Annotated in this window: 18 protein-coding genes; 6 read left to right on the top strand and 12 right to left on the bottom strand. The window is 38.6% G+C overall.

Annotated elements, in window-relative coordinates; genetic code table 11:
- Positions 1–420: 420 nt before the first annotated feature.
- Positions 421–612, bottom strand: a complete 192-nt coding sequence (locus AAV98_RS17525; RefSeq protein WP_060666824.1) for a DUF6366 family protein — start codon at positions 610–612, stop codon at positions 421–423.
- 182 nt (positions 613–794) lie between these two features.
- On the opposite strand from AAV98_RS17525, the gene AAV98_RS17520 reads away from it, so the two are divergent.
- Positions 795–1106 carry an ArsR/SmtB family transcription factor gene (locus AAV98_RS17520; protein WP_060666823.1) on the top strand — a complete coding sequence of 104 codons (312 nt, stop codon included), beginning with the start codon at positions 795–797 and terminating at the stop codon, positions 1104–1106.
- A gap of 32 nt (positions 1107–1138) precedes the next feature.
- Entirely contained in the window at positions 1139–1912 is a 774-nt protein-coding gene (locus AAV98_RS17515) for an SDR family NAD(P)-dependent oxidoreductase (protein WP_060666822.1), read from the top strand.
- Positions 1913–2415: 503 nt separating this feature from the next.
- Here AAV98_RS17515 and AAV98_RS17510 read toward each other — a convergent pair.
- Positions 2416–3744 carry an MFS transporter gene (locus AAV98_RS17510; RefSeq protein ID WP_060666821.1) on the bottom strand — a complete coding sequence of 443 codons (1329 nt, stop codon included), beginning with the start codon at positions 3742–3744 and terminating at the stop codon, positions 2416–2418.
- A gap of 218 nt (positions 3745–3962) precedes the next feature.
- Between AAV98_RS17510 and AAV98_RS17505 the strand changes: the two genes are divergently transcribed.
- Positions 3963–4385, top strand: coding sequence for a hypothetical protein (locus tag AAV98_RS17505; RefSeq protein WP_060666820.1), 423 nt, complete (start codon positions 3963–3965; stop codon positions 4383–4385).
- Between the two features lie 51 nt (positions 4386–4436).
- Here AAV98_RS17505 and AAV98_RS17500 read toward each other — a convergent pair whose 3' ends face one another.
- Positions 4437–5696 (bottom strand): ATP-binding protein, encoded by a 1260-nt coding sequence (locus AAV98_RS17500; protein ID WP_060666819.1) that lies wholly within the window; start codon positions 5694–5696, stop codon positions 4437–4439.
- A 252-nt stretch (positions 5697–5948) separates the two neighbouring features.
- Here AAV98_RS17500 and AAV98_RS17495 point away from each other — a divergent pair, with 252 nt between their 5' ends.
- Positions 5949–6494, top strand: coding sequence for a PadR family transcriptional regulator (locus AAV98_RS17495; protein WP_060666818.1), 546 nt, complete (start codon positions 5949–5951; stop codon positions 6492–6494).
- Between the two features lie 49 nt (positions 6495–6543).
- Here AAV98_RS17495 and AAV98_RS17490 read toward each other — a convergent pair whose 3' ends face one another.
- Positions 6544–7839, bottom strand: coding sequence for an NCS2 family permease (locus AAV98_RS17490; protein ID WP_060666817.1), 1296 nt, complete (start codon positions 7837–7839; stop codon positions 6544–6546).
- Positions 7840–8266: 427 nt separating this feature from the next.
- Between AAV98_RS17490 and AAV98_RS17485 the strand changes: the two genes are divergently transcribed.
- Positions 8267–8503 (top strand): IDEAL domain-containing protein, encoded by a 237-nt coding sequence (locus AAV98_RS17485; RefSeq protein WP_060666816.1) that lies wholly within the window; start codon positions 8267–8269, stop codon positions 8501–8503.
- 27 nt (positions 8504–8530) lie between these two features.
- On the opposite strand, the gene AAV98_RS17480 is transcribed toward AAV98_RS17485, so the two are convergent.
- Positions 8531–8752, bottom strand: a complete 222-nt coding sequence (locus AAV98_RS17480; RefSeq protein WP_060666815.1) for a hypothetical protein — start codon at positions 8750–8752, stop codon at positions 8531–8533.
- A gap of 348 nt (positions 8753–9100) precedes the next feature.
- Between AAV98_RS17480 and AAV98_RS17475 the strand changes: the two genes are divergently transcribed.
- Positions 9101–10255 carry an aminotransferase A gene (locus AAV98_RS17475; RefSeq protein WP_060666814.1) on the top strand — a complete coding sequence of 385 codons (1155 nt, stop codon included), beginning with the start codon at positions 9101–9103 and terminating at the stop codon, positions 10253–10255.
- A gap of 54 nt (positions 10256–10309) precedes the next feature.
- Here the strand turns inward: AAV98_RS17475 and AAV98_RS17470 are convergent, their stop codons facing one another.
- The 7 genes from AAV98_RS17470 to AAV98_RS17440 all read right to left on the bottom strand — a co-directional run bounded on the left by AAV98_RS17470 (position 10310) and on the right by AAV98_RS17440 (position 20964).
- Entirely contained in the window at positions 10310–12520 is a 2211-nt protein-coding gene (locus AAV98_RS17470; RefSeq protein ID WP_060666813.1) for a hypothetical protein, read from the bottom strand.
- The gene (locus AAV98_RS17465; RefSeq protein WP_156317847.1) at positions 12498–12836 is read right to left on the bottom strand and encodes a hypothetical protein; all 339 of its coding nucleotides are present in this window, start codon (positions 12834–12836) and stop codon (positions 12498–12500) included. Before AAV98_RS17465 ends, AAV98_RS17470 begins: the two co-directional genes overlap by 23 nt.
- Complete coding sequence (locus AAV98_RS17460; RefSeq protein ID WP_331456877.1) at positions 12808–13368, bottom strand: RNA polymerase sigma factor; 561 nt, start codon at positions 13366–13368, stop codon at positions 12808–12810. Before AAV98_RS17460 ends, AAV98_RS17465 begins: the two co-directional genes overlap by 29 nt.
- A 572-nt stretch (positions 13369–13940) precedes the next feature.
- A complete protein-coding gene (locus tag AAV98_RS17455) occupies positions 13941–15080 on the bottom strand; it encodes a S8 family peptidase (RefSeq protein ID WP_060666810.1) in 1140 nt (379 codons plus the stop codon).
- A 301-nt stretch (positions 15081–15381) separates the two neighbouring features.
- Positions 15382–16515: a S8 family peptidase gene (locus AAV98_RS17450; protein WP_060666830.1), complete on the bottom strand. Its 1134-nt coding sequence runs from the start codon at positions 16513–16515 to the stop codon at positions 15382–15384.
- Positions 16516–17055: 540 nt separating this feature from the next.
- Positions 17056–19512, bottom strand: a complete 2457-nt coding sequence (locus AAV98_RS17445; RefSeq protein ID WP_231687763.1) for a S8 family peptidase — start codon at positions 19510–19512, stop codon at positions 17056–17058.
- 24 nt (positions 19513–19536) lie between these two features.
- Positions 19537–20964 (bottom strand): S8 family serine peptidase, encoded by a 1428-nt coding sequence (locus AAV98_RS17440; protein WP_060666808.1) that lies wholly within the window; start codon positions 20962–20964, stop codon positions 19537–19539.
- Positions 20965–21028 lie beyond the last annotated feature (64 nt).

The raw sequence follows: 21028 nt of genomic DNA, 5'->3' as shown, positions 1-21028 counted from the left end.
CTATGCCTGCGGGGTCTCCACCTAGCGCTATCTCCCACAGGAGTCTTCGCCTTTTGCTCCAATCAACAGCTAGGAATCATACAAACTTTACTTTATCAGTTTTTCAGTTGCCTCCAACGGAGTGTGGGAGGCTCACGGACCGTCCTCAGGCAAGCGAAGCACCTGGAACGTAAATCAACAGTAATCCACACCTTCTTGTCCTTCAGAAAAAAGAAGTTGTCTTACTAACGGGTTCCGTTACCTATCGCAATAACTCTTTTTACGTTATTAAATGCAAGTTCATATGTAGTTAAAATTGCACTGCTCTTGCGATGCTTTTTGTATATAAAAAATACCCAGTTCGAAAATGAACTGAGTTATAAATCGTATAATTTGTTAAACCGCTTATTCAACAATTGTCCCCTATAATGGAATACCGCTTTATTGAGAAACAAGTAAAAATATAATACTTCCGATCATTATAAGTAGTATTAAAACACCTGTGTCTTTACAACCATAAATGCCCACTAAATCAGCCAGATTACAGTGATTTTTCAAATCAAGGTTCTTCTTGAATTCTTCCTGCCTTAGTTTCTCTCTTTTATGTTCGGGATTTTCCTTGTTATTCTCCACTTTAATCCCCCTTATTTAAGAAACCACTATTCAAAAAAACCTGCCCTTGTATGGAATTAATATTTTCATAAATTCAAATTCTTAAGCGAACGACAGATGTGGATTAATTGACTTTGAAATGGGTGGATGCTATATTTCTATATGTTTAAAATATTAAACATATAGAAATAAGAGGTGTTTTTATGAGTAACAATGAAAGTGCTCTGGTGTTGTTTGACGAGTGCACACCACTTTTTAACGCATTGGGTGATAAAGAAAGACAGAAAATAGTATTATTGTTGGCTAGAAATGAAAGGATGTCAGCCTCGGAAATTCAAAACAGCTTTCATCTTTCATCGTCAACCATTTCTCACCACTTGAAAATTTTAAGAGAACTTGATCTGGTGGATTTTGAAAAGGTGGGCACGCAAAGAATATACTACTTAACAATTAATGAAAGTATGAGAAAACTTAAAGCCTTGGCGGAAGAGGTATTGTTAATTTGTGATTTATAACTTTGTATAAGAATAGAAAGAGAGGAAGTAACATGAAAACTGCATTGATAACAGGAGCTTCTACAGGGATAGGAAAACAATTTGCCTATTCGTTAGCGGAAAAGGGATACAACGTAGTTCTAGTATCTAGATCTAAAAATAAATTAGAACAATTAGCTAAAGATATTCAAATGAAATTTGGTGTTAATACTTATGTCATACCTAAGGATTTAAGTAAAGAATATGCAGCACAAGAAGTATATGATGAGGTTCGTTCAAAAGAACTATCCATTAATATGCTGGTAAATAACGCAGGTGCCGGAACTACTGGTGAGTTGTTAGATAACACTCTTGAGAAAAACCATCAGCAAGTAATGTTAAATGTAAACTCTGTAGTAAACATGACGCAACTTTTTTTAAAAGATATGGTATCTAGAGCTAGTGGAGAAATCATCAATGTTGCTTCAATGGCTTCATTTCAACCGATTCCATATATGTCTATTTATGCGGCAACAAAAGCATTTGTTCTTTCTTTTACTGAAGGACTACATGAAGAATATAAAGGCAAAGGTATACGCATCATGGCGGTATGTCCCGGAAATACACAAACAGAATTTTTCAATGAAGCACCTGATTCAATAAAAGTAGGGAAAATGAGAACTTCTAAACAAGTTGTCGACACAGCGTTAAGAGGAATATCTAAGAAGAAAAGCTTCGTAATTGATGGTAAATTAAATTCTTTTACGGCTTTATTACCACGGATTTTACCAAAAAGAACTATTGTGAGAGTGAGTGCTTCACTTATGAAGAAAAGTATGAACGGATAATTAGTAGAAATGGGCCACTTGCTCTGAGGACAATACAATTTAATTAGTTGCTTGATCTAATGGCCTCCTTTCAGGTTTTAATGTTCCTATAACCATTTAAAAGCCCTCATTTAAAAATGGAAAGCTAATGATTTATTATGACTAATAATTAACTATTCAACTATCGCTGCCCTTTACCTGAACAAAGGGGCGGCTGCTCGTTCAGCAAACGCCCCTTTTAGCTTAAAAAATTTTTAAATACTGACTCGGAATTTAAAAATCTCGTTCCCATATTGCAATTTCTTGTATTTGAGTTTGTATTGAAACTTGTAGGTGTTTTTGCCGTCTTACAATGGTCATTGTTATGTTCCAAATAGGGGTACAAATTCACCTAAAAATTACTCCTATTTGACTGAAAAACCTTTTATATAAACAAAAACTGCCTATCAAATTAGCATACAATTTGATAGGCAGTTTACGTTACATTTTTTTGTTTGCGATAGGTAACGGACCCCGTTATAGTCTTACGCTTCTTTTTTGTAAGGTACTTTAAGGGTGATTATTAGTCCGATGAAGGCCAGGATGATTAAGGATCCAAGGGCTGTTCTGCTCGCCAAGTTTCCGTAGCCAGCAAGTATCAGTGTGATGGTACCGTATAATAGAGGGCCAACAATGGAAGATACTTTTCCTGAAAAGGCGAAAAGGCCAAAGAACTGCCCTCTTTTTCCTTCTGGTGTTAATTCAATAATAAACGTTCTGGAAGTCACCCATGTGGCACCGAGTGCTACTCCAAACAAACTTCCTGAAAGCCATAGCATCCAAGGAGCAACGGAGAAGACAGCAAAACATAATGCCACGATTAATAGTCCCGCTACAGATGCAACAGCAAGCTTGGAGCCAATATTCCTGGAGATATATCCGTAGATAAAAGAACCTATTATACTTGAAACAGTCGAGACCAGATAAAGCAGTATGAATTCAGTTGCCGAGAAGCCTCCGATAGCTCTAGCATAAATAGCCATCATCGCAATTGCTGTTGCTATGGCGTCATTGATAAAGAAATAGGCAATCATAAAGAGAAATACAGGTCGATAAAGGCGCATTTCTTTAAAGGTCTGATATATTTCTTTATAGCCACTGAAAAATGATTTTTTTTCTTGTACTTCTTTCGGCTTTTCTTTAAAAATAAAGAACAAAGGCAAAGAGAATAAAAGAAATAATACTCCTGTCGGGATGAAGGCACGATGAAAATCACTATCCCCAACGTATAGGTATACAGTAAGCCCCAGTAATGTCCCCATATAACCAACGGCTATCCCAAACCCTGATATTAACGGCAGTTCTTTTTTTGTTCCCAGGTCTGGAAGCATCGTGTCATAAAAAATGAGTGAGGAATGGAAGAAAAATTTAGCTACTACAAATAACAAAAGCACCAAAACAAAACTAATTGGCAATCCGAAAATTGTCTGGGAAGTTTGAAGGGCTGCAAAGACGCCCATGAAGATGGTGGAAAAAACTGCGATTAAGGTAAATGGAATGATAAACTTCTTCCTTTTACCGGTTCGGTCGATCATTACACCAAATAAAGGGGAAAACAAAACTAGGAAAAAGCTGGCAGTTGCATTCGCGTACGATAGAAATGTACTTGCAATTTGATCCATTCTTTCATTTGTCCCTATCACTTCCTGCAGATAAAAAGGGAAAAATATGGTGATGATATTGGATGAAAAAATAGTATTAGCAAAGTCATAAAAAGCCCATGAAATAATTGGTAATGAAAAATATAAGGCCCATGGAGATCTTGGTTTTTCTTGTATGCTTCTTTGTTCTACTTTTTGTTCCATATTTGCCATAGAGCTTTCCTCCTTCTTTAATGTTATAGGAAGACTATTCTCTAACAAACCCTTTACTCCTGCTTCCTTCTTCATTTTTTACGCAATATTTACACCACGCCACTTATTACGATTATATGCTACTCACCCTCAACAAAAGAGCTAACTTGCATGAAATCTTTCTTACTACTTCATACTATCAGTAATCAACTTGGAGAATAATAAGGAAGGTGACAATCATGAAACGAAAAACGATGTTTATTTCATTCGCAATGTTACTCTTATGTGCTTGTACAAATCAATATGAACAAGAAAACGCAAAAGGTCCAACGATAACAGAAGAAAGAAAACAACCTGGCTTGATGTCCAATGATCAGTTAATCAGAGATTCACGAAATGAAGTCCTAATAAACGTAGATAACGCCAGAAACAATACTAAACAAGGATACATCTCTAAGCAAGAAGCAAAATCAAGTGTAATGGAGTATTTGGAGCTCACTAGGCATGACAGTACAACTATAAAATTTGAAGGTACCAATGGAGATTTTTATTTATTCCATGCATCTGATCTTGTATATTTTAATAACCAACCTGAGAAATTATCACGGGGATGGTACAAGGTCAATCGATCAACTGGTGAAGTTTCTCTTTGGAAAAAATAAAAAAGAGGCTGGAGTTGATCTTTCGTTCAACCTCAGCTTCTCTATATTTTCTTATTTTTTTCTTACAGTCGGCAGTAACACAGTAACGGTTGTTCCATTATGAACCTTGCTTTCGTATTGAATTTTACCTTTCATTTCATGAATCAACCTGTTTGTTATCATGCTGCCTAATCCTGTCCCCTTTGTTTTGGTCGTATAATAGGGTAAACCGATTTTTCCTAATTGGTCTTCGTTCATCCCTATCCCATTATCAACGAATGTAATTTGAACCTTACCTTTTTCATCAGCCGGCTTTTTTAGTATTCTAACAAAGCCGCCTTGCTCCTCTTCCACTGCCTCAATTCCGTTTTTAATGATGTTCATTAACGCCTGTTTTAAATGTTGTTCATCACTAAAGATATAGTGTTCTCCTTCTAATTTAAGGTCGATGGATACATTCCGGTAAGATCCGAACGGCCTAAGCAAATCAACGGAGTCTTGAAGAGCTTTATTAACATCGATATAAGCCAATGAGAAGTTTGTTGGACGTGCTACTGTTAAATAATTTGTAATGATCTTATTGGTCCTGTCCAACTCATCAAGTATCAGTGGAGCAAATTGCTTCAGATTTTCATCTTTCGTGTCGGAGTTTATAAACTGAATAAATCCTCTAACCGTTGTGACGGGGTTTCTGATTTCATGGGCAAATGCTGCTGCCATTTGACTGACCGTTGAAAGTTTGTCAAGATACAGTGTCTCATCAAACTGCTGGTTAGCAATAATTAATTTCTCTATCGTATAAATTAATGCTGTAAAAGAAAGGCCGAATGCAAGAAAATAAACCATGTAAAAATAAATATCTAAAAAAGATATCGTACTGAACAGGATAAAAATGTATATCAAATAATAAAACAAGATAACAATTACTCCATACAACACCTTATTTTTACTTCTGAGAAAGCCAGAACGGAACAAAATTCCTACTCCAAATGCCAAAATGGACACCGCGATACCAACGTAAACATATTCTCCACCTATCAAGTACCTAAGCATAATCACGATAGCCATACAAATTAGACCTGGATACCATCCCCCATACAATGTAACGATAAGAATAGGTATCATCCGGAAGTCAAAATTGGTGTCTTCAAGTGTCTCAATGGGATATAACATACAAAGCATTGCAGAAAATGCACTGAACAGACCTAATATGGTTTTCTTTTTAAAATTAAGGGGTTTACTTTTACTGAAGGGAAAAAATAGGTTTGCATTGAACATTAGAGAAAAGATGATGGTTATATTAACAATCAACGGTTTAATTAGATAAATCATTCACAACAAATCCTCCAATTAATAACAACATTACGTACATTACCCAAAAGACTCAATTTATTGGATAAAGTGTTAAATTTTATATTTCTGCACCCCATCCATTATAGGCTTAATGTAAGAGTTCGTCTAGAAGCACACGAAGATTTTAAAAACGTGGAATTATTTGTAAAACCCATTATTAGTATCCGCCACCCCTTCTTTGTTTTATAATAAATACAAACCACTCTTTCTTGACAAAGGTGTGAACAAATTTTGGCAATAAAACTTGTAATACTGGGTCTTCTTATGGAAGGAGACAAACATCCCTATGAAATCCAACAAGTGATGCATGAACGTAATATGGAACAATATATTAAAATGGCTAAAGGCTCCCTATATTATGCTGTGGAGCAATTACTCAACAAAAAGCTAATTAAAGTAAAGCAAGTGGTAACAGATCAGACACGTCCTGATAAGACCATATATAGCATTACCCCTGCTGGAAAAGAAGCTTTTCAACAGTTACTGAAAAAACAACTACAAGCAGAAAGCACACACTATCATCCGATGTACACCGCACTTGCATTTATTCACCTTGGAGATGAGAAGCTGATTCGCACAGCTCTTTCAGAGAGGATTTCTCATACTAAAATGCAGCTTGAAATGCTAGAAAGAGTGTATAAACAATTTGGTGTCCACGCTCCTAAAGGTTCACAAGCTATTATGGAAAATGCTCATCAACTTTGTCAGGTTGAATTTAAATGGCTACAAGGATTGCTGAAAGATGCGGAAGATGGATTATTTACGCAAGAAGAATAATTAGAAACAACGCACCCAAAATATTTAGGGTGCGTCACTTTTATACCTTTTAGTGTGCTGGAAAAAAGATCATCTGAAATAGGAAGATAACTGCAAATACGTAAATGAGCGGATGAACATCTTTCCACTTTCCATTTACAGCTTTCATGATCGGATAGGTAATAAAACCAACCGCAATTCCTGTAGCGATACTTGAAGTCAATGGCATCGTTAAGATGATGGCAAAAGCAGGGAACGCTTCATCAAAATTTCCCCATTGTATTTTTGCCAGCCCTTCCATCATGAAGCATCCGACAATAATTAATATCGGCGCTGTGATTGCCGGTAAACTTGAAATAGCTGAAATTGCCGGGGAAAAGAACATGGATAAAAGAAACAAACCAGCTACCACAACAGAAGTCAAACCTGTTCTCCCACCTGCGGCAACCCCTGCAGAAGATTCGATATAAGCACATGACGGACTTGTTCCAAGAGCCGCACCAGCTGTCGTTGCTATTGCATCAGAAAGAGTTGCAGGCTTCGTTCTTTCCAATTTCCCTTCCTTCATAAAACCAGCTTGTTCTGAAACTCCAACAAGCGTACCCGTAGAATCAAATATTGTAACCAAGATGAATGCAAATACAACCGTATATAAACCGTTTGTAATTACACCACTGAGTGCATCTCCAATATGGATGAATTGAAGTGCAGGAGGCATATCCACAATACCAGTAAAGGAAAGCATATTAAAGAAATAACCTGCAATAGCTGTCAAAACCATTCCATAAAATAGAGCTCCAGATACCCTCTTAGCCATAAGGATGAGAGTCGTGAACAGTCCACCGATAGCAAGCGCCGTAACCGGACTTGTGAGATCTCCCAGTGTAATCATCGTTGCTTCACTCGGAACGACAATTCCTGCCATTTTCAAACCAAGAAACGCAATGAATAAGCCTATGCCCGCTGTAATTCCGTATTTTAACGGCGCAGGAATTGCTTCAATTAGCGCTTTTCTTAAATTTGTCAAACTCAAAACAATGATTACAAGTCCAGCTAAGAACACCGTTCCTAACACTGCTTGATAAGTAAGACCCTGTGTTGCTACAACACTTGTGAAATATGCATTTAGGCCCATTCCTGGAGCAATCGCAATTGGGTACTTTGCATATAGTCCCATTGTTAACGTCCCAATTACTGTAGCTATAATCGTTGCCATAAACACTTGATCAAATGGAATACCTGCGGCTGATAGAATCGCAGGGTTGACAAAAATTATATAAACCATTGTAAGGAAAGTAGTAATCCCCGCTAAAACCTCTTGTTTAATAGATGTATTAAACTTCTTAAAATTAAAATAGTTTTCCAACTTGAAAATCCCCCAAAAACGAATGTATTATTGAAACCTCACTAATAATATTCGTTTTCTATTGATATTTCAAGAGAAAATTGAAAATAGATGTCCGATAAATAATTTATTTTCCGAATCACAAATATCTTTACAAACTAAAATCCCAATATTTCAGTTTTCTAGGCAAATGGTCTCTACTTGTTTTCACCGTTACAAATTTGGGTATATTTAAAAATAAGTAACGAAATTACAGTAAATCAATTGTCACTCATTTACAAAGTTTCCACTATTTTTTCTGATATATCTAAATTTTCTAAAAAATCACTTCACAAACAGGACAAAATATCAGATAATAGGAAAAAGGATGAAGAACCATACTTTCACATCCTTTTCATGATTCACCCGTAACTACGCATTCCAAAATTCCGCACAGGGGGTAGAAATTATGAATAAGCATTTTTCTTTTCAACCTGAACAATCTGTTTCCAATTTCAAAAGCTTTGATATGACAAGAGAGGAGAAAGTCGCTCAAATCATCGTTGACTCTTCTGTCTTTCAATTTCATAAAAACAGGCTGATGAACGAAATAGACCAAGCATTAGGTGAAGGTAACCGTCAAAAATTCCAAAACTTATCCAACGAATATAATGCCTTATTAAATCAATTCTCACACTTACAGTAAAAGATCAAAAGAAAAAGAAGCGGAAAGTCATTCCGCTTCTTCCTGCTTTTCGGGAAGCTTTTTCTCTTCTGTTTTCGCTTCTGTATGACAGCAGGAACATTTTTTCTTTGTCTCCTTTTCCTGCTTATACAAGTAAGCGAGCACCCCGATAATCATAAACGAAAAGACCCCTGATGTTGAATCTTGAAAAAACAACTCCTCTGCATACTTCTCCAACAACGTTAACCAAATCTGTAGCACAATATCCATTACACGATCCCCTTTCAGACGGAATCCAACAGACACAAAATCCCAGTAAATCAAAGATGAAAGGAGTGCAGCCGAAGGCAATGGAGACGTCAGTCAAAATTTTGTGAATATTCTGTGTTTATAATTATTATAAACCTTATGTAAGTTTTTTCCTATCCTACTAGCTTCTTATTTTTATAGGACTTCCCTCGTACGCCAGTGACCAAACAAACGTTTCCCTTCTCTCTCTAGGTATCAAGAAACCCCTCTTCATACCTATTGATTCCCCCAACAAGAATCTCTTGGACAAGGGAAAAAAAGTCGGTTACACTAACTTAAACAGCTTGAATATATAAAGGAGCTATATAAATGGAACATCTTATCAACTCACATGTCCGGGATATTGAGATTTCAGGTATCCGCAAATTTTTCAACCTTGTAGCTAAATATGATGATGTACTTTCTCTAACGATTGGACAACCCGACTTTCCTACTCCTACACATGTAAAAGATGCTGGGAAAGCTGCTATTGAACTGAATAAAACCGTATACACACCGAACGCTGGTATTCCTGAACTCAGGGAGGCGGCAGCTGATTTTGTAATGAAAAAATATGACATGGAATATAATCCTGACTCAGAAGTAATTGTTTCCATTGGTGCTAGCCAAGGAATAGATATTGCATTTCGGACGATTTTAGAACCCGATACAGAGGTTATCCTTCCTGGTCCAGTCTATCCAGGCTATGAGCCACTCATCAAATTATGCGGTGCAACCCCTGTACATATTGACACCAGAGAAACGGGTTTTCAGTTAACAGCAGATTTAATAGAAAAGAATTTAACAAAAAAAACACGTTGTATTATTCTCCCTTATCCTTCAAATCCGACAGGAGCAGCAATATCCAAAGAGGAATTGCAAAAAATTGCAGCGTTGTTGCAAGATAAAAATATCTTTATTCTGTCTGATGAAATTTATAGTGAACTTGTTTTTGAAGGCAAGCACCACTCCATTGCCACTTTGCCTGGCATGAGAGAAAAAACCATCGTTATTAATGGTGTATCCAAATCCCATTCCATGACAGGTTGGAGAATAGGGCTCGTTTTTGGTCCTGAATATATAATGAAACAGATGTTAAAAGTTCATCAGTACAATGTTTCATGCGCTAGCTCCATCTCCCAATACGCCGCATTACAAGCATTAACAACCGGTATAAATGATGCAGAGATGATGAAAATACACTATCAACAGAGAATGAACTATGTTTATAACCGCCTATTGAATATGGGACTGGAAGTTGTAAAGCCTGCTGGAGCGTTTTACCTTTTCCCCTCTATACATAAATGTAATATGAAGTCGTTTGACTTTGCGTTGAAACTTGTAGAAGAAGCTGGAGTTGCGCTTGTACCAGGAAGTGCATTTTCCGAACTAGGAGAAGGATATGTAAGGCTTTCCTACGCGTATGATATGCCAACACTTGAAACAGCCATGGACCGTATAGAACGTTTTTTAAATGACCTATAACAAACAAACGGAAAAGGAGCGATGTTCTTCACCATAGTCGCTCCTTTTTTCTTTCTATTTCCTCAACTCTTTCACAAATCTTTTCATTTCATCCTTATTTGTGCTGTTCAACCATTCTTCCAATCTTTTATTTTCTTCCTGTATGACCCACCCCATCACTTCTTGGATCTCGCTCATAAATCCGCCAACCTTTTCCTCTTCCGATTGGAGATTTTTCAATAGACGTTCCCAATCAACCCTCTCATCAAAAATACCTTGCTCTGGATGTTCTCTCGCCAATTCTATAACTTTTTCTAAAGACTCACCTAAAAACAGTTCTAATGCTATCCACTCACTGATGTATTCATGGCGATAGCCTTCCTTCATCACCAATTGAAATTGTTTTCTTGCCTCTTCATACTTTCCTTGTTTTAAAAGGGCTGCAGCGTGATTCCCCTCTATATACTCATTTAGAATATCTCCCTTACTATCCCCAAAGCTTTCATACCATTTCTCATAAGAATACCAATCCTCTTTTTCGAAATAGTATTGGAGAATTTCAAGGAATAATATTTCATTAGGCGATCTTCGTGCTAATTCCTCTAGGTAAGGCATTGCAAGCTCCTTTGATGATTGATTCATCATTAACGCTTCAACCCCGATGATCTTGCTAATCATCAGCAAACTATGCAAATCATCTGGATTATTCTCATAATTTTGCTTATACATATCCAGTGCTTCTTCGGGTTTATTTTTCAACAACACTCTATCCGCATTAGTCAAATCCCTATTTTTCAAATAAAATGTCGGTAAATTTCCAAAGGTGTCTTCCCCCAATCGATAACCTTGGCTCTGGGTAATCAAATCTCCTTTTTCATTATGGGCCTGAACATTCCAAAAGAAACGGCCTCTAGGATTTGCAAAACCAAGTACAGATGAGTAATCAATCCCTTCACTATCATCCATATACTCAATTACTCCTTGCGAGAAATAAAGGTCTTCAACTGGAACCGTAAGCTTTGTAGTTTTGATTCCACTCTGTAATCCATGTGAAACGGAACCACCTTCTACCTCCCTGCCGACACTGATACTGTAGTATGCGGCTCCATTAATTGGTTCCCATGAAAACTGGATCTTATCTTCTTTTATTTCTTTAGAATTTACAGGATTGTATATTTCTATTAATGGGTGAATCATGGAGTCGTTTGCCACAACATTCTCATTCTCCACTTCAATCCAAGGGTTTGCTGGCATGGAAACAGCATAGCCATCTATGTGTTCAAAGGTAAACCCGAATACTAGCTGATAACTACCAGATGGGACATTTCGGAAAATATATTCACCTTTTATATTCGTTACTGCATGGTATTTTTCTTCTGAACCAATGCTATAATTTAAGTTGTTTTTAGCACGAAGGAATACCCCTACTCCCTGAATGGGTGTCTTACCAATCGATTTGTATATGTTTCCTCGTACCGTATGAAAAGAATCTTGACCGTTCTTTACCCGGTCCATTATCTCTAATAGTTGCTTCTCTTCTGAAAAACCTTCGTCATCCCGATCATCCCTTTCCTTTTTCACCCTCCTAATATCTTTCAAAGCCTTTTCCACAAGCGCAATTACTTTCTCATGCTCACCTTGCCTAAGGAGAATATCTACATGGGACTTAACTGCCTTTGTTTTTGTGTAAATGTCATCTTTTGAAACAATAGCGTTGAATTCTTTAATATACGTTAAGGCCAGCTCATATTGCTCGTTCTGAACTGCCAAGTCGATTTGTTTTGTTGCTAATTCCGACCTAAAATACGTTTTTATCCCCCTGTCTAAGGCAGTTTGAAGAACTTCATTGCCTTTTTGCCATTTCCCCAGCTGGTTGTAATATTCTGCTAGTTCCTTCGCCGCTGACTCCATAGAACCGTCCGGTGGTCCTTCTTCGACGTATTCTATTAAATAAGGTAGACGTTCTTCCAATGAAAACTTCACATTTGCTTTATTATGGTCTGACCAATATGTCGAGGTAAAACCAACATATACATCATATTGAAGGGTGTAGGCGTCTGCTATTAAAAACTCCCTAATAAGAGCGAACCTCTGCTCTTTGAAAATGTTCCCATTTTCAAGCAGGTCTATTACTCTCTCTTTTCCCAATTGCTCCCCGTTTGCCATTTGGTGCCTAGCCATGAATATGCTGTACTGAGGTTGTACCAAATAGAGAAAAATTGGCAAAAATAACAAAAATGTAGCTATTGCCAATACTATGTGTTTAATTTTTACTTTTACTTTCATGCTCCTTCACCATTCTTTCATAGTCATCCTTCCAATAGGTGTATCCTGCAATTTGGATTATTTCGCGATTTGCCTGTGTAGTGGTGAGCTCATTTTTTCTATCTTCCCTTAACGAAATGGTCGAAATCATTAATACTGTGGCCATAATGATTGGAAGAATAGGTAATTCTACTTCCTTATTCCAGAAGGATGAAAGTTTTTCTTTGAAACTATTTGGGTGAGTTTTCTGTAACACTTTTTCACACCCAGTAAAATGGAAGTCCTTTAATTCATCGTCTAGTCTTTTTCTAACCGCTTGTTTTTCTTTGTGTTGCACTTCCATCCTCCCCTTTCTCCAGCATTTCTTTCAAACGGAAACGTCCTCGTTTCAGTCTTGTTTTCACTGTACTTTCTGCCATAGCTAACATCCTTGCAATTTCACTTATTTTCATCTCATTGAAATAATAAAGAATGATGATTTCTCTGTACTTATAATCCAACTTTTGAATCAACTGACTTAAGCATTGATTTTGAAAATCTAGTAAAAACAGTGCCTCCGGACCTTCTGTTTGTTCATCTTCCGTAATCCGTTCCACAAATTCAAAATTTAGCAGGATGCGCTTGAAGCTCCACTTCCGCATGTGCATTTTGCATCGATTGACAGTAATGGAGGTGAGCCAGCTTTTCAATTTTTCTTCCTCATCTAATTGATGAATCTTTTCATAGGCTGTGATAAAGGTGTCCTGCACAACTTCTTCAGCAAGGTGATTATCTTTCACCAGTAAGTAGGCCGTTCTAAGAAGATAGTCTCCATAAAGAGTCATCAATTCTTTAAGTGCTGATTCTTCTTTACTTTTCAAACGTTTCACAAGGTGCAAATCATGCTCACCCCCCTTTCTTTTTAGGTCTATATGTAAGATGCAAGATTATTAGAAAAAGTTTCAACTTTTTTAAATAATTGTCTTTTAGGTTGATATATATTACCGTAGCATAAAGTGGCCACTGAAAAACTGATAACGTAAAGTTTTTTGATCCCTAGCTGGTGATTGGAGCAAAAGGCGAAGACTCCTCGAAAATGCTACGCATTTTCTTCGTGCGATGAATCGCTGCCGAAGTCTTCCTTGTCCTGAGGGAGATAGCACTAGGTGGAGACCCCGCAGGCGTAGCCTAAGGAGGCTCACGTCAGCCCCTAGGAAAGCGAAGCCTTTTGCGGAAATCAACAGCGGTGTTTAGTAAAATGCTAAAATCAAAGTCTTTTTCAGTGGCCTCCATAAAGATGGGGAATTTGTGGGGATATTTGTAAAGATAAATTTCTATTGAACACCATTGTTGATTCAAGCAAATTGATTCGCTTTCCTAGTTTTGTAGTTAATTCGATATTATTAAAAAAGAAAAGACCCTTCCCTAGAAAGGGAGGGTCTCAATTTAATTGTTTGTTAGATTATTGCAATGCCGCTTCAACATTTATGACACCGTAGCCATAATTGAAGGACGAGCCCAGGTTGGTTGCTGTATCACGTAATCGTTCCCGAACTTCTACATTTGTCAGATTCGGATTTTGGGCTAATAATAGTGCCGCTGCGCCTGCCACGTGAGGAGACGCCATGGAAGTACCATTTAATTCTCCATATTTATTTCCTGGTAACGTACTGTTGATGGAAACTCCAGGTGCCATTACTTCCAGCTGGTTACCGACACTTGAGAAGGATGCACGGTTATTATTAGAATCCACCGCACCTACTGCGATAACGGAATCGTATTTAGCAGGGTACCCTATTGTATTAACCAATCCTAGGAATGAACCACTGTTTCCTGCTGCAGCTACCACTACAATGCCACTATTATAAGCATTGTCACTCGCCTGCTTTAATGTTGTGGACCCTGTGCTTCCTCCAAGACTCATATTAATGACATCCATGTCGTTGTCAATTGCCCATTCAATACCTTGTGCAATTCCTGCCAGCGTTCCACTACCATCAGCACCTAGGACTTTTACTGCGTATAGATTAACATCATAAGAAACACCAAGTACTCCGACATTGTTATTTAAAGCTGCAATGGTACCGGCTACATGTGTTCCATGACCATTCCCGTCTGTTAGAGCGTCTGGCTCTCCAGAAACGAAGCTTGCACCACCCGTGACACGAAGGTCTTCGTGACTTGCATCGATTCCTGTATCAAGTACAGCTACTTTCACACCAGATCCTGTTACATTTTGAGCATGCGCCACATCCGCTTTAATATGGGGAACTCCATAAGGTACCGATTGTGCGGTTGTTTGCATCTCTACATTTTCTTCCACATACTGTACATTAGGATTCTTCTCAAGAGCGGCTGCAGCTGCTTCCGGCAGGGTAATATGTAAAACATTCATGTGCTTAAATTGATGCTCCACCGTTCCACCAAGAGTGGAAACCAATTTGTCAGCCTTCGTGATTAATGGGCTTGATTTTAAGCCGATTAAGTATTCCTTCATTACTGGTTTTCCCTTTGCACTTGCATCTGATGGCATAAAGGAGAAGGATAGCACCATCACTACTGCTAATAACATGGTAAGCATTTTTTTAAAAGATTTGTTCATTTTTTTCACACTCCTTAAATTAATCTAAATAAATAATTTATTTAGTTAACTATGATACTAGCATAATAATCTAGTGATTGTTATTGGGAAAACAATCCTACTTTCCCCTGTATAATTCATAGATTCCATAAGGAACTTTCCCAATGGTTTATCATGGAAATCATTACAGAAATATGTTGTTATTGTAAATAAATTCTTATTCTATTATAAAGATTGAGTTCCGAATTTCTATAAAAAAAACACCGGCCTTGCTCCTAGATAGAGCGAGGCTCGGTGCTTAAAATTTAGGGGGATAACCTAATTATTGTAATGCACTTTCTACATTGATGACTCCCTTTCCAAAGAAGAAAGGATCGCCAAGGTTAGTGGCAGTATTTTTTAAACGCTCACGAATTTGAACATTTGTCATATTTGGATATTTTGCTATGATTAAGGCAGCCGCTCCTGCAACATGTGGAGAAGCCATTGACGTCCCATTAAAGGAAGAGTATTTGTTGCCAGGAGTCGTACTAAGAATATTTACACCGGGAGCCATAACTTCAAGCTCACTTCCAACACTTGAGAAAGATGCACGATTATTACTGCTATCGACTGCACCAACAGCAATAACAGAGTTGTACTTAGCAGGGTAACCAATTGTATTTCTCTTACCTTTTGAACCGGAATTTCCAGCAGCTGCAATTACTACAATTCCACTTGCGTATGCATTGTCACATGCTTGCTGAAGGGTTGTTGACCCTGAACTTCCACCAAGACTCATATTAATAACATCCATGTCATTAGCAATGGACCACTCAATTCCTTGTGCAATCCCACTTAAAGTCCCACTACCAGAAGCGCTCAAAACTTTAACTGCATAAAGATCAGCATTGTAAGCTACACCAAGCACTCCGGTCGTATTATTTAATGCTGCAACCGTTCCTGCTACATGAGTTCCATGTCCATTTCCATCTTGAAGGGCATTCGGTTCTCCAGAAACAAAACTTGCTCCGCCTTTTACGTTAAGGTCTGCATGATTTGCATCAATCCCTGTATCAAGAATTGCGACTTTGACACCACTTCCTGTCACACCAGTCCCATGCGCTTTATCAGCTTTTATATGTGGAATGCCCCAAGGAACTGTTTGGGCAGTAGCCATCATTTCGATGTTTTCTTCCACGAATGCAATGTTAGGGTTTTTCTTTAGAGCCTCCGCAGCTTTTTCAGGTAAAGTGACCTCTACGACATCCATGAACTGGAAGGTGTGCTGAATATCTCCACCAGCAGCACTAATTAGTTTTTTGGAAGACTGTGCATTTGCTTTATTCCCTTTTGTAAATCCAACTAAGTACTCTTTCTTAGCACTAGCACTCGGGTTTTCAGATTGGGCTTGAGCAGTCCCGAACGCTAACGAGAAAGCCAATATAGCAATAAGTATTACCGAAAAACCTTTCATCCATTTCTTCAATAGATTCACTCCTTAATAAATTTTTAATAATTCTTACTATTAAGAACTATTAACGAAAGTGTATCACTTGACACGTCAAATTCATATTGGGAAAGCGGAGTGATTAATACGCAATAATTTACTTAAAGGACCTTCCATTTTCCCAATAAGAAATTTGTCATAGCCTCTTTGTTTATCCGATAAAATAAAATTTAATTAAATAAAAGGCTCTGTTAAAGCATATTGTTGATTATTGCAGCAACCTAGCTGTTGATTGGAGCGATAGGCGAAGACTCCTCGAAAATGCTACGCATTTTCTTCGTTCGATGTTTCGCTGTAGAAGCCTTCCTTGTCCTGAGGGAGATAGCGCTAGGTGGAGACCCCGCAGGCGTAGCCGACGAGGCTCACGTCAGCCCCTAGGAAAGCGAAGCCATTAGCGGAAATCAACAGCGGTAATTAACAGAGCCAAATAAAAAGAGAAGCCGAATCTTATCAGCTTCTCTCTGCTACCCTATTTTTCAAAATGTTGACATACCTGAGATAAAATCATTAATTAAAGAACACATTGTAATATCTAGTAAATGCTACAGCGAAGTCTCCTCTAGTCACTTCTTGCTTCCCATTAAAAGTAGCCTCAATTTTTGGTTCCAGGTCATATCTCCCCTGTGTTACAGAGAAATTGGCGTTCAAAATATTAAGGTTTAGAGCCACTTGCACATACCCTTTTAAATTCTCTGGTATATCACCTTGATCCTTTAACACTACTTGTTCATTCTTATATGTCACTTTAATATCACCAGAATGGGCTAACGCCTCTTTTTCAAGTCCTAAGCTTTGGACTAGGGAGTATGCCAATTCCGCTTTGGTTAATGTACCTTTAGGCACGAATTTTCCATCTTGCTTTGGTAACATTACTCCGTTATTCTTCTGTGCTTGATCTCTAAAAGCTGCTCCTTTTGCCATTACTGCTTCTGCAAAAGCCAAATCTGCATTTGAGACATCTGCAAAGCTCGGTACGTTCGGTAATGACTGCCTAATTTCCGCTCCCATTACTAAGTATTTCGCAAGATCTAATCTAGTCAATTTTGCATCAGGTTTAAAATCGCCATTTTTGTTCCCATCGAATAGTTTTTCATTCACTCCCTGCTTAATAGCTTCTTCTGCAGGGTGACCGCTTATATCATTTAAGCCTGAAAATCCTTCAATTTTCGTAAAAGTTAAAGACCCTTCTACAGTTTCAGGTAAAGCTATTCCGATAGGGTTAAGCTCGGCACCTCGAAGTCCTCTGATCTCCGCTTTCCATGTACCTGATTGCGGGGAATCAACCAGTACTACACGATCAGAATACAATGGAAATAACAAACTGACACCAGAACTGTACTCTGTTCCATCTGGAGCAGTTAAGACAAGGTTAACAGGATTTCCTGTAGCCTCCATCACACCTTTTCCATCTACTCGTGCAAGAAGGCTGGTCAATCCTTCTTCGACGGAAAATTCATAAACGCCTCCCGTAAGCGTGGAGTATTCTATTTGTAGGTCTTCCCTCGTTGTTGACGTTTCCACATTGGAGTGGAAGGTTTGATTCCATTTTAATGTAGATCCATATGCTTTATTCTTAGAAAGAGAGGCATCAACCGCAGCAAAAGCGTTCACATAACCTGCTCCGACTTCCCAAGCTTCATATCCTGGCATATTAGTAGCTGTTTGTTGAATAATTTCTTTTACCTCACCTGGAGATAAGCTTGTATCAGCTTCCAGCATCAAAGCCACAATTCCTGCCACATGTGGTGTAGCCATCGATGTACCACTCATACTCGTATAGTATGGAAGATGTTGAGGTTCAATTAGTTCCGCATCTTTTTCTGCCGCCAATGCTGAAAGCGGGGCCACTACTCTCGTAGAAACGATATCTACACCTGGAGCAGTAATGGTTGGCCTATCTTCCCATGTCCATTCCTCACCGTCCATACTGAAAGTTCCTCCAACGCCTTTCGTTCCACGGGAAGAGAAATCAGCTAGCGTTCCGTCCTTCACTCCGGCTGCAACAGAAATGACCCAAGGTGCTTTTGCATAAGGATTGTGTGTATTTTCGGCAGGTCCTTCATTGCCAGCAGCAAACAACACAACAATCCCTCTATCATAGGCTTTTTTACTCGCTACATTTATTGGATGGTTTGGATCAAAATCACCACTGGATCCCCATGAATTCGTAATGACTCTAATTCCATATTCCTGTTGATGCGTAATGGCGTAGTCAAAGCCCCCTATTCCGTCAAGTACGAACAACGCACCTCCAGAACCGTATCCGATCAAATCAGCACCTGGAGCGGCTCCCTCGTATTTCCCTCCAGACATCGCTCCTGTACCGCCAACCGTTCCCGCGACATGTGTGCCGTGACCAGAGTTTGTATCTGTGTTTGGTACATTTTCCGTATAAGAGATTGGCAGAATTCCAGTTATCCCCTGTAGATTAGTGGAACCAAGCACATTCTGGACAAGATTGCGGCCAAACTCATGATCTTTATGCGTGCCATCCACTCCACTATCATTCACGACTACCCCTATCCCTTTACCCGAAATAGGCATACCGCCGTTCCCCTTTGTCATTTCCTTGTCAGTTCTTACTTTGTTCACACCTGTAATATCTGTTGATTCTGCGTTATAGAACATTACCTTTTCATTTAGATAGATAGATCTTACTTCCGAAGATTTTGCCAATGCTTCGACCTGCGCCTTTGTTGCCACAGCCCCTGCGATAGGTAATTCATTCATGGTAACTGCTTTAGCAACTCCAAGCTCATTCAACAAATCAACCTGAGTGGCTGTTGGTTTCTGGTCTCCATTAAAGGTAATAATAATTTGAGCAGTACTTGTCGCATCATTTAAAACAGACCATACTTTTTCATCCACTATGGAGGAAGGAGCTTCTCCTTGGGCATTTACACTAGCAAGTGAACTCAGCATTAACAATACCGCACATACAACAGCAAACCATTTTTTCATCATTTCCCCTCTTTTCCTATGATTAGTTTATTGCATTGCCTTTAAGACAGCTTTGTAGGCATCCACATAACCGGCACCCGTTTCCCATTTTTCATATCCTTGCATTGTTGTCGCTGTGTCTTCCAACATTTCTTTGATCTCCATTGCATCTAAGGTTGGATCCACTTCTAACAATAATGCAATGATTCCTGCAACATGAGGAGCAGCCATCGATGTTCCACTGAACGTTGTGTAGTATGGTAAGTGCGCTGGTGAAATATATTCCAGATCTTTTTGTGCGCTTAGTGCAGATAGAGGTGTAAATACTCTTGTAGAGACAATGTCTACACCCGGTGCAGTTACAGTAGGGCGGTCTTCCCATTTATACTCCGTCCCATCTATTACAACAGAGCCTCCCATTCCTTTCTTCCCTCGTGATGAAAAATTAGCAAGCTTCCCATCCATATCACCCGCTGCTACTGTGATAACCCAAGGAGCTTTTTTGTAATTTCCAGAAATCGTTGCTTCATTTGGCCCTGAGTTCCCTGCAGAGAATACAGTAATGATTCCTCGATCATATAACTTTTTAGTGGCAATATTGATTGGATTGCCGGGATCAAAGTTTGTACCCGCATCACTTGTTGCACCCCAAGAATTTGTAATGATTCGTATGTTGTATTCCTGCTGATGAGTGAGCGCATAGTCAAATCCACCTAGTGTATCTAGCATCGCAACAACTGCTCCAGAACCATATCCAATCAAATTAGCTCCAGGTGCCACTCCCTCGTATTTCCCTCCCGACATAGCTCCTGTTCCACCAACGGTACCAGCTACATGTGTGCCATGCCCAGAACTTGAATCAGTATTTGGTACATTTTCCACATACGATATTGGGAGAATTCCTGTAACCCCATTAAGATTTGTGCTACCTAGAACATTTTGTACTAGGTTTCTACCAAACTTTAAATCATTGTGTGTTCCATCGACACCACTATCGTTAATAACTATGCCAATACCCTTTCCACTCACAGGCATCCCATTATTCATTTTTTGGATATTAGAGTCCGTACGAACTTTATCCACGCCTGTGTATGTAGTGGCAGCATCGTTTTCATATTGCAGCGTTTGATTGTAATAAACAGAGATCACATTATCCCATGTCACTATTTGATCAACCTGCTCCTTCGTTGCGATAGCACCTACAAAAGGTAAGCTATTAAATGTAACAGCTTGGTTAATTCCAATGTCTTCAAGGAGCCCAACAATGGGGGAGGTTATTCCGTCTTGGCTGTCAAACGTAATGATTACCTCCACTGGACCTTCCTGTGTTGCAAAAATATGCGTCAACTTCTCATCCATTTTCTCAACCACACCAGGATCGGCATAGACAAGCTGCGAACCTTGCAACCAAATCGCATTCATTATCAAGCCTAGTACAAGAATTCCAATGGTAAAAACAGAAACTTTTCCTTTCATCACTTAACCCCTTTCTGAATTTTATTAATTATTAGACTATATACCCCATTCTTTCACATCCTTA

The organism is Bacillus sp. CHD6a, from assembly GCF_001293645.1.
Classification (GTDB): domain Bacteria; phylum Bacillota; class Bacilli; order Bacillales; family Bacillaceae_I; genus Sutcliffiella_A.
The sequence above is the reverse complement of the archived record's forward strand: the minus strand, read 5'-3'. Positions and strand labels throughout refer to the sequence as shown.

Coding starts and splice junctions, on each gene's coding strand:
- AAV98_RS17485 (WP_060666816.1), top strand. CDS start 8,267: ATGAATAAGCATTTTTCTTTTCAACCTGAACAATCTGTTTCCAATTTC.
- AAV98_RS17455 (WP_060666810.1), bottom strand. CDS start 15,080: ATGAACAAATCTTTTAAAAAAATGCTTACCATGTTATTAGCAGTAGTG.
- AAV98_RS17480 (WP_060666815.1), bottom strand. CDS start 8,752: ATGGATATTGTGCTACAGATTTGGTTAACGTTGTTGGAGAAGTATGCA.
- AAV98_RS17520 (WP_060666823.1), top strand. CDS start 795: ATGAGTAACAATGAAAGTGCTCTGGTGTTGTTTGACGAGTGCACACCA.
- AAV98_RS17440 (WP_060666808.1), bottom strand. CDS start 20,964: ATGAAAGGAAAAGTTTCTGTTTTTACCATTGGAATTCTTGTACTAGGC.
- AAV98_RS17515 (WP_060666822.1), top strand. CDS start 1,139: ATGAAAACTGCATTGATAACAGGAGCTTCTACAGGGATAGGAAAACAA.
- AAV98_RS17500 (WP_060666819.1), bottom strand. CDS start 5,696: ATGATTTATCTAATTAAACCGTTGATTGTTAATATAACCATCATCTTT.
- AAV98_RS17445 (WP_231687763.1), bottom strand. CDS start 19,512: ATGATGAAAAAATGGTTTGCTGTTGTATGTGCGGTATTGTTAATGCTG.
- AAV98_RS17505 (WP_060666820.1), top strand. CDS start 3,963: ATGAAACGAAAAACGATGTTTATTTCATTCGCAATGTTACTCTTATGT.
- AAV98_RS17475 (WP_060666814.1), top strand. CDS start 9,101: ATGGAACATCTTATCAACTCACATGTCCGGGATATTGAGATTTCAGGT.
- AAV98_RS17450 (WP_060666830.1), bottom strand. CDS start 16,515: ATGAAAGGTTTTTCGGTAATACTTATTGCTATATTGGCTTTCTCGTTA.
- AAV98_RS17510 (WP_060666821.1), bottom strand. CDS start 3,744: ATGGCAAATATGGAACAAAAAGTAGAACAAAGAAGCATACAAGAAAAA.
- AAV98_RS17470 (WP_060666813.1), bottom strand. CDS start 12,520: ATGAAAGTAAAAGTAAAAATTAAACACATAGTATTGGCAATAGCTACA.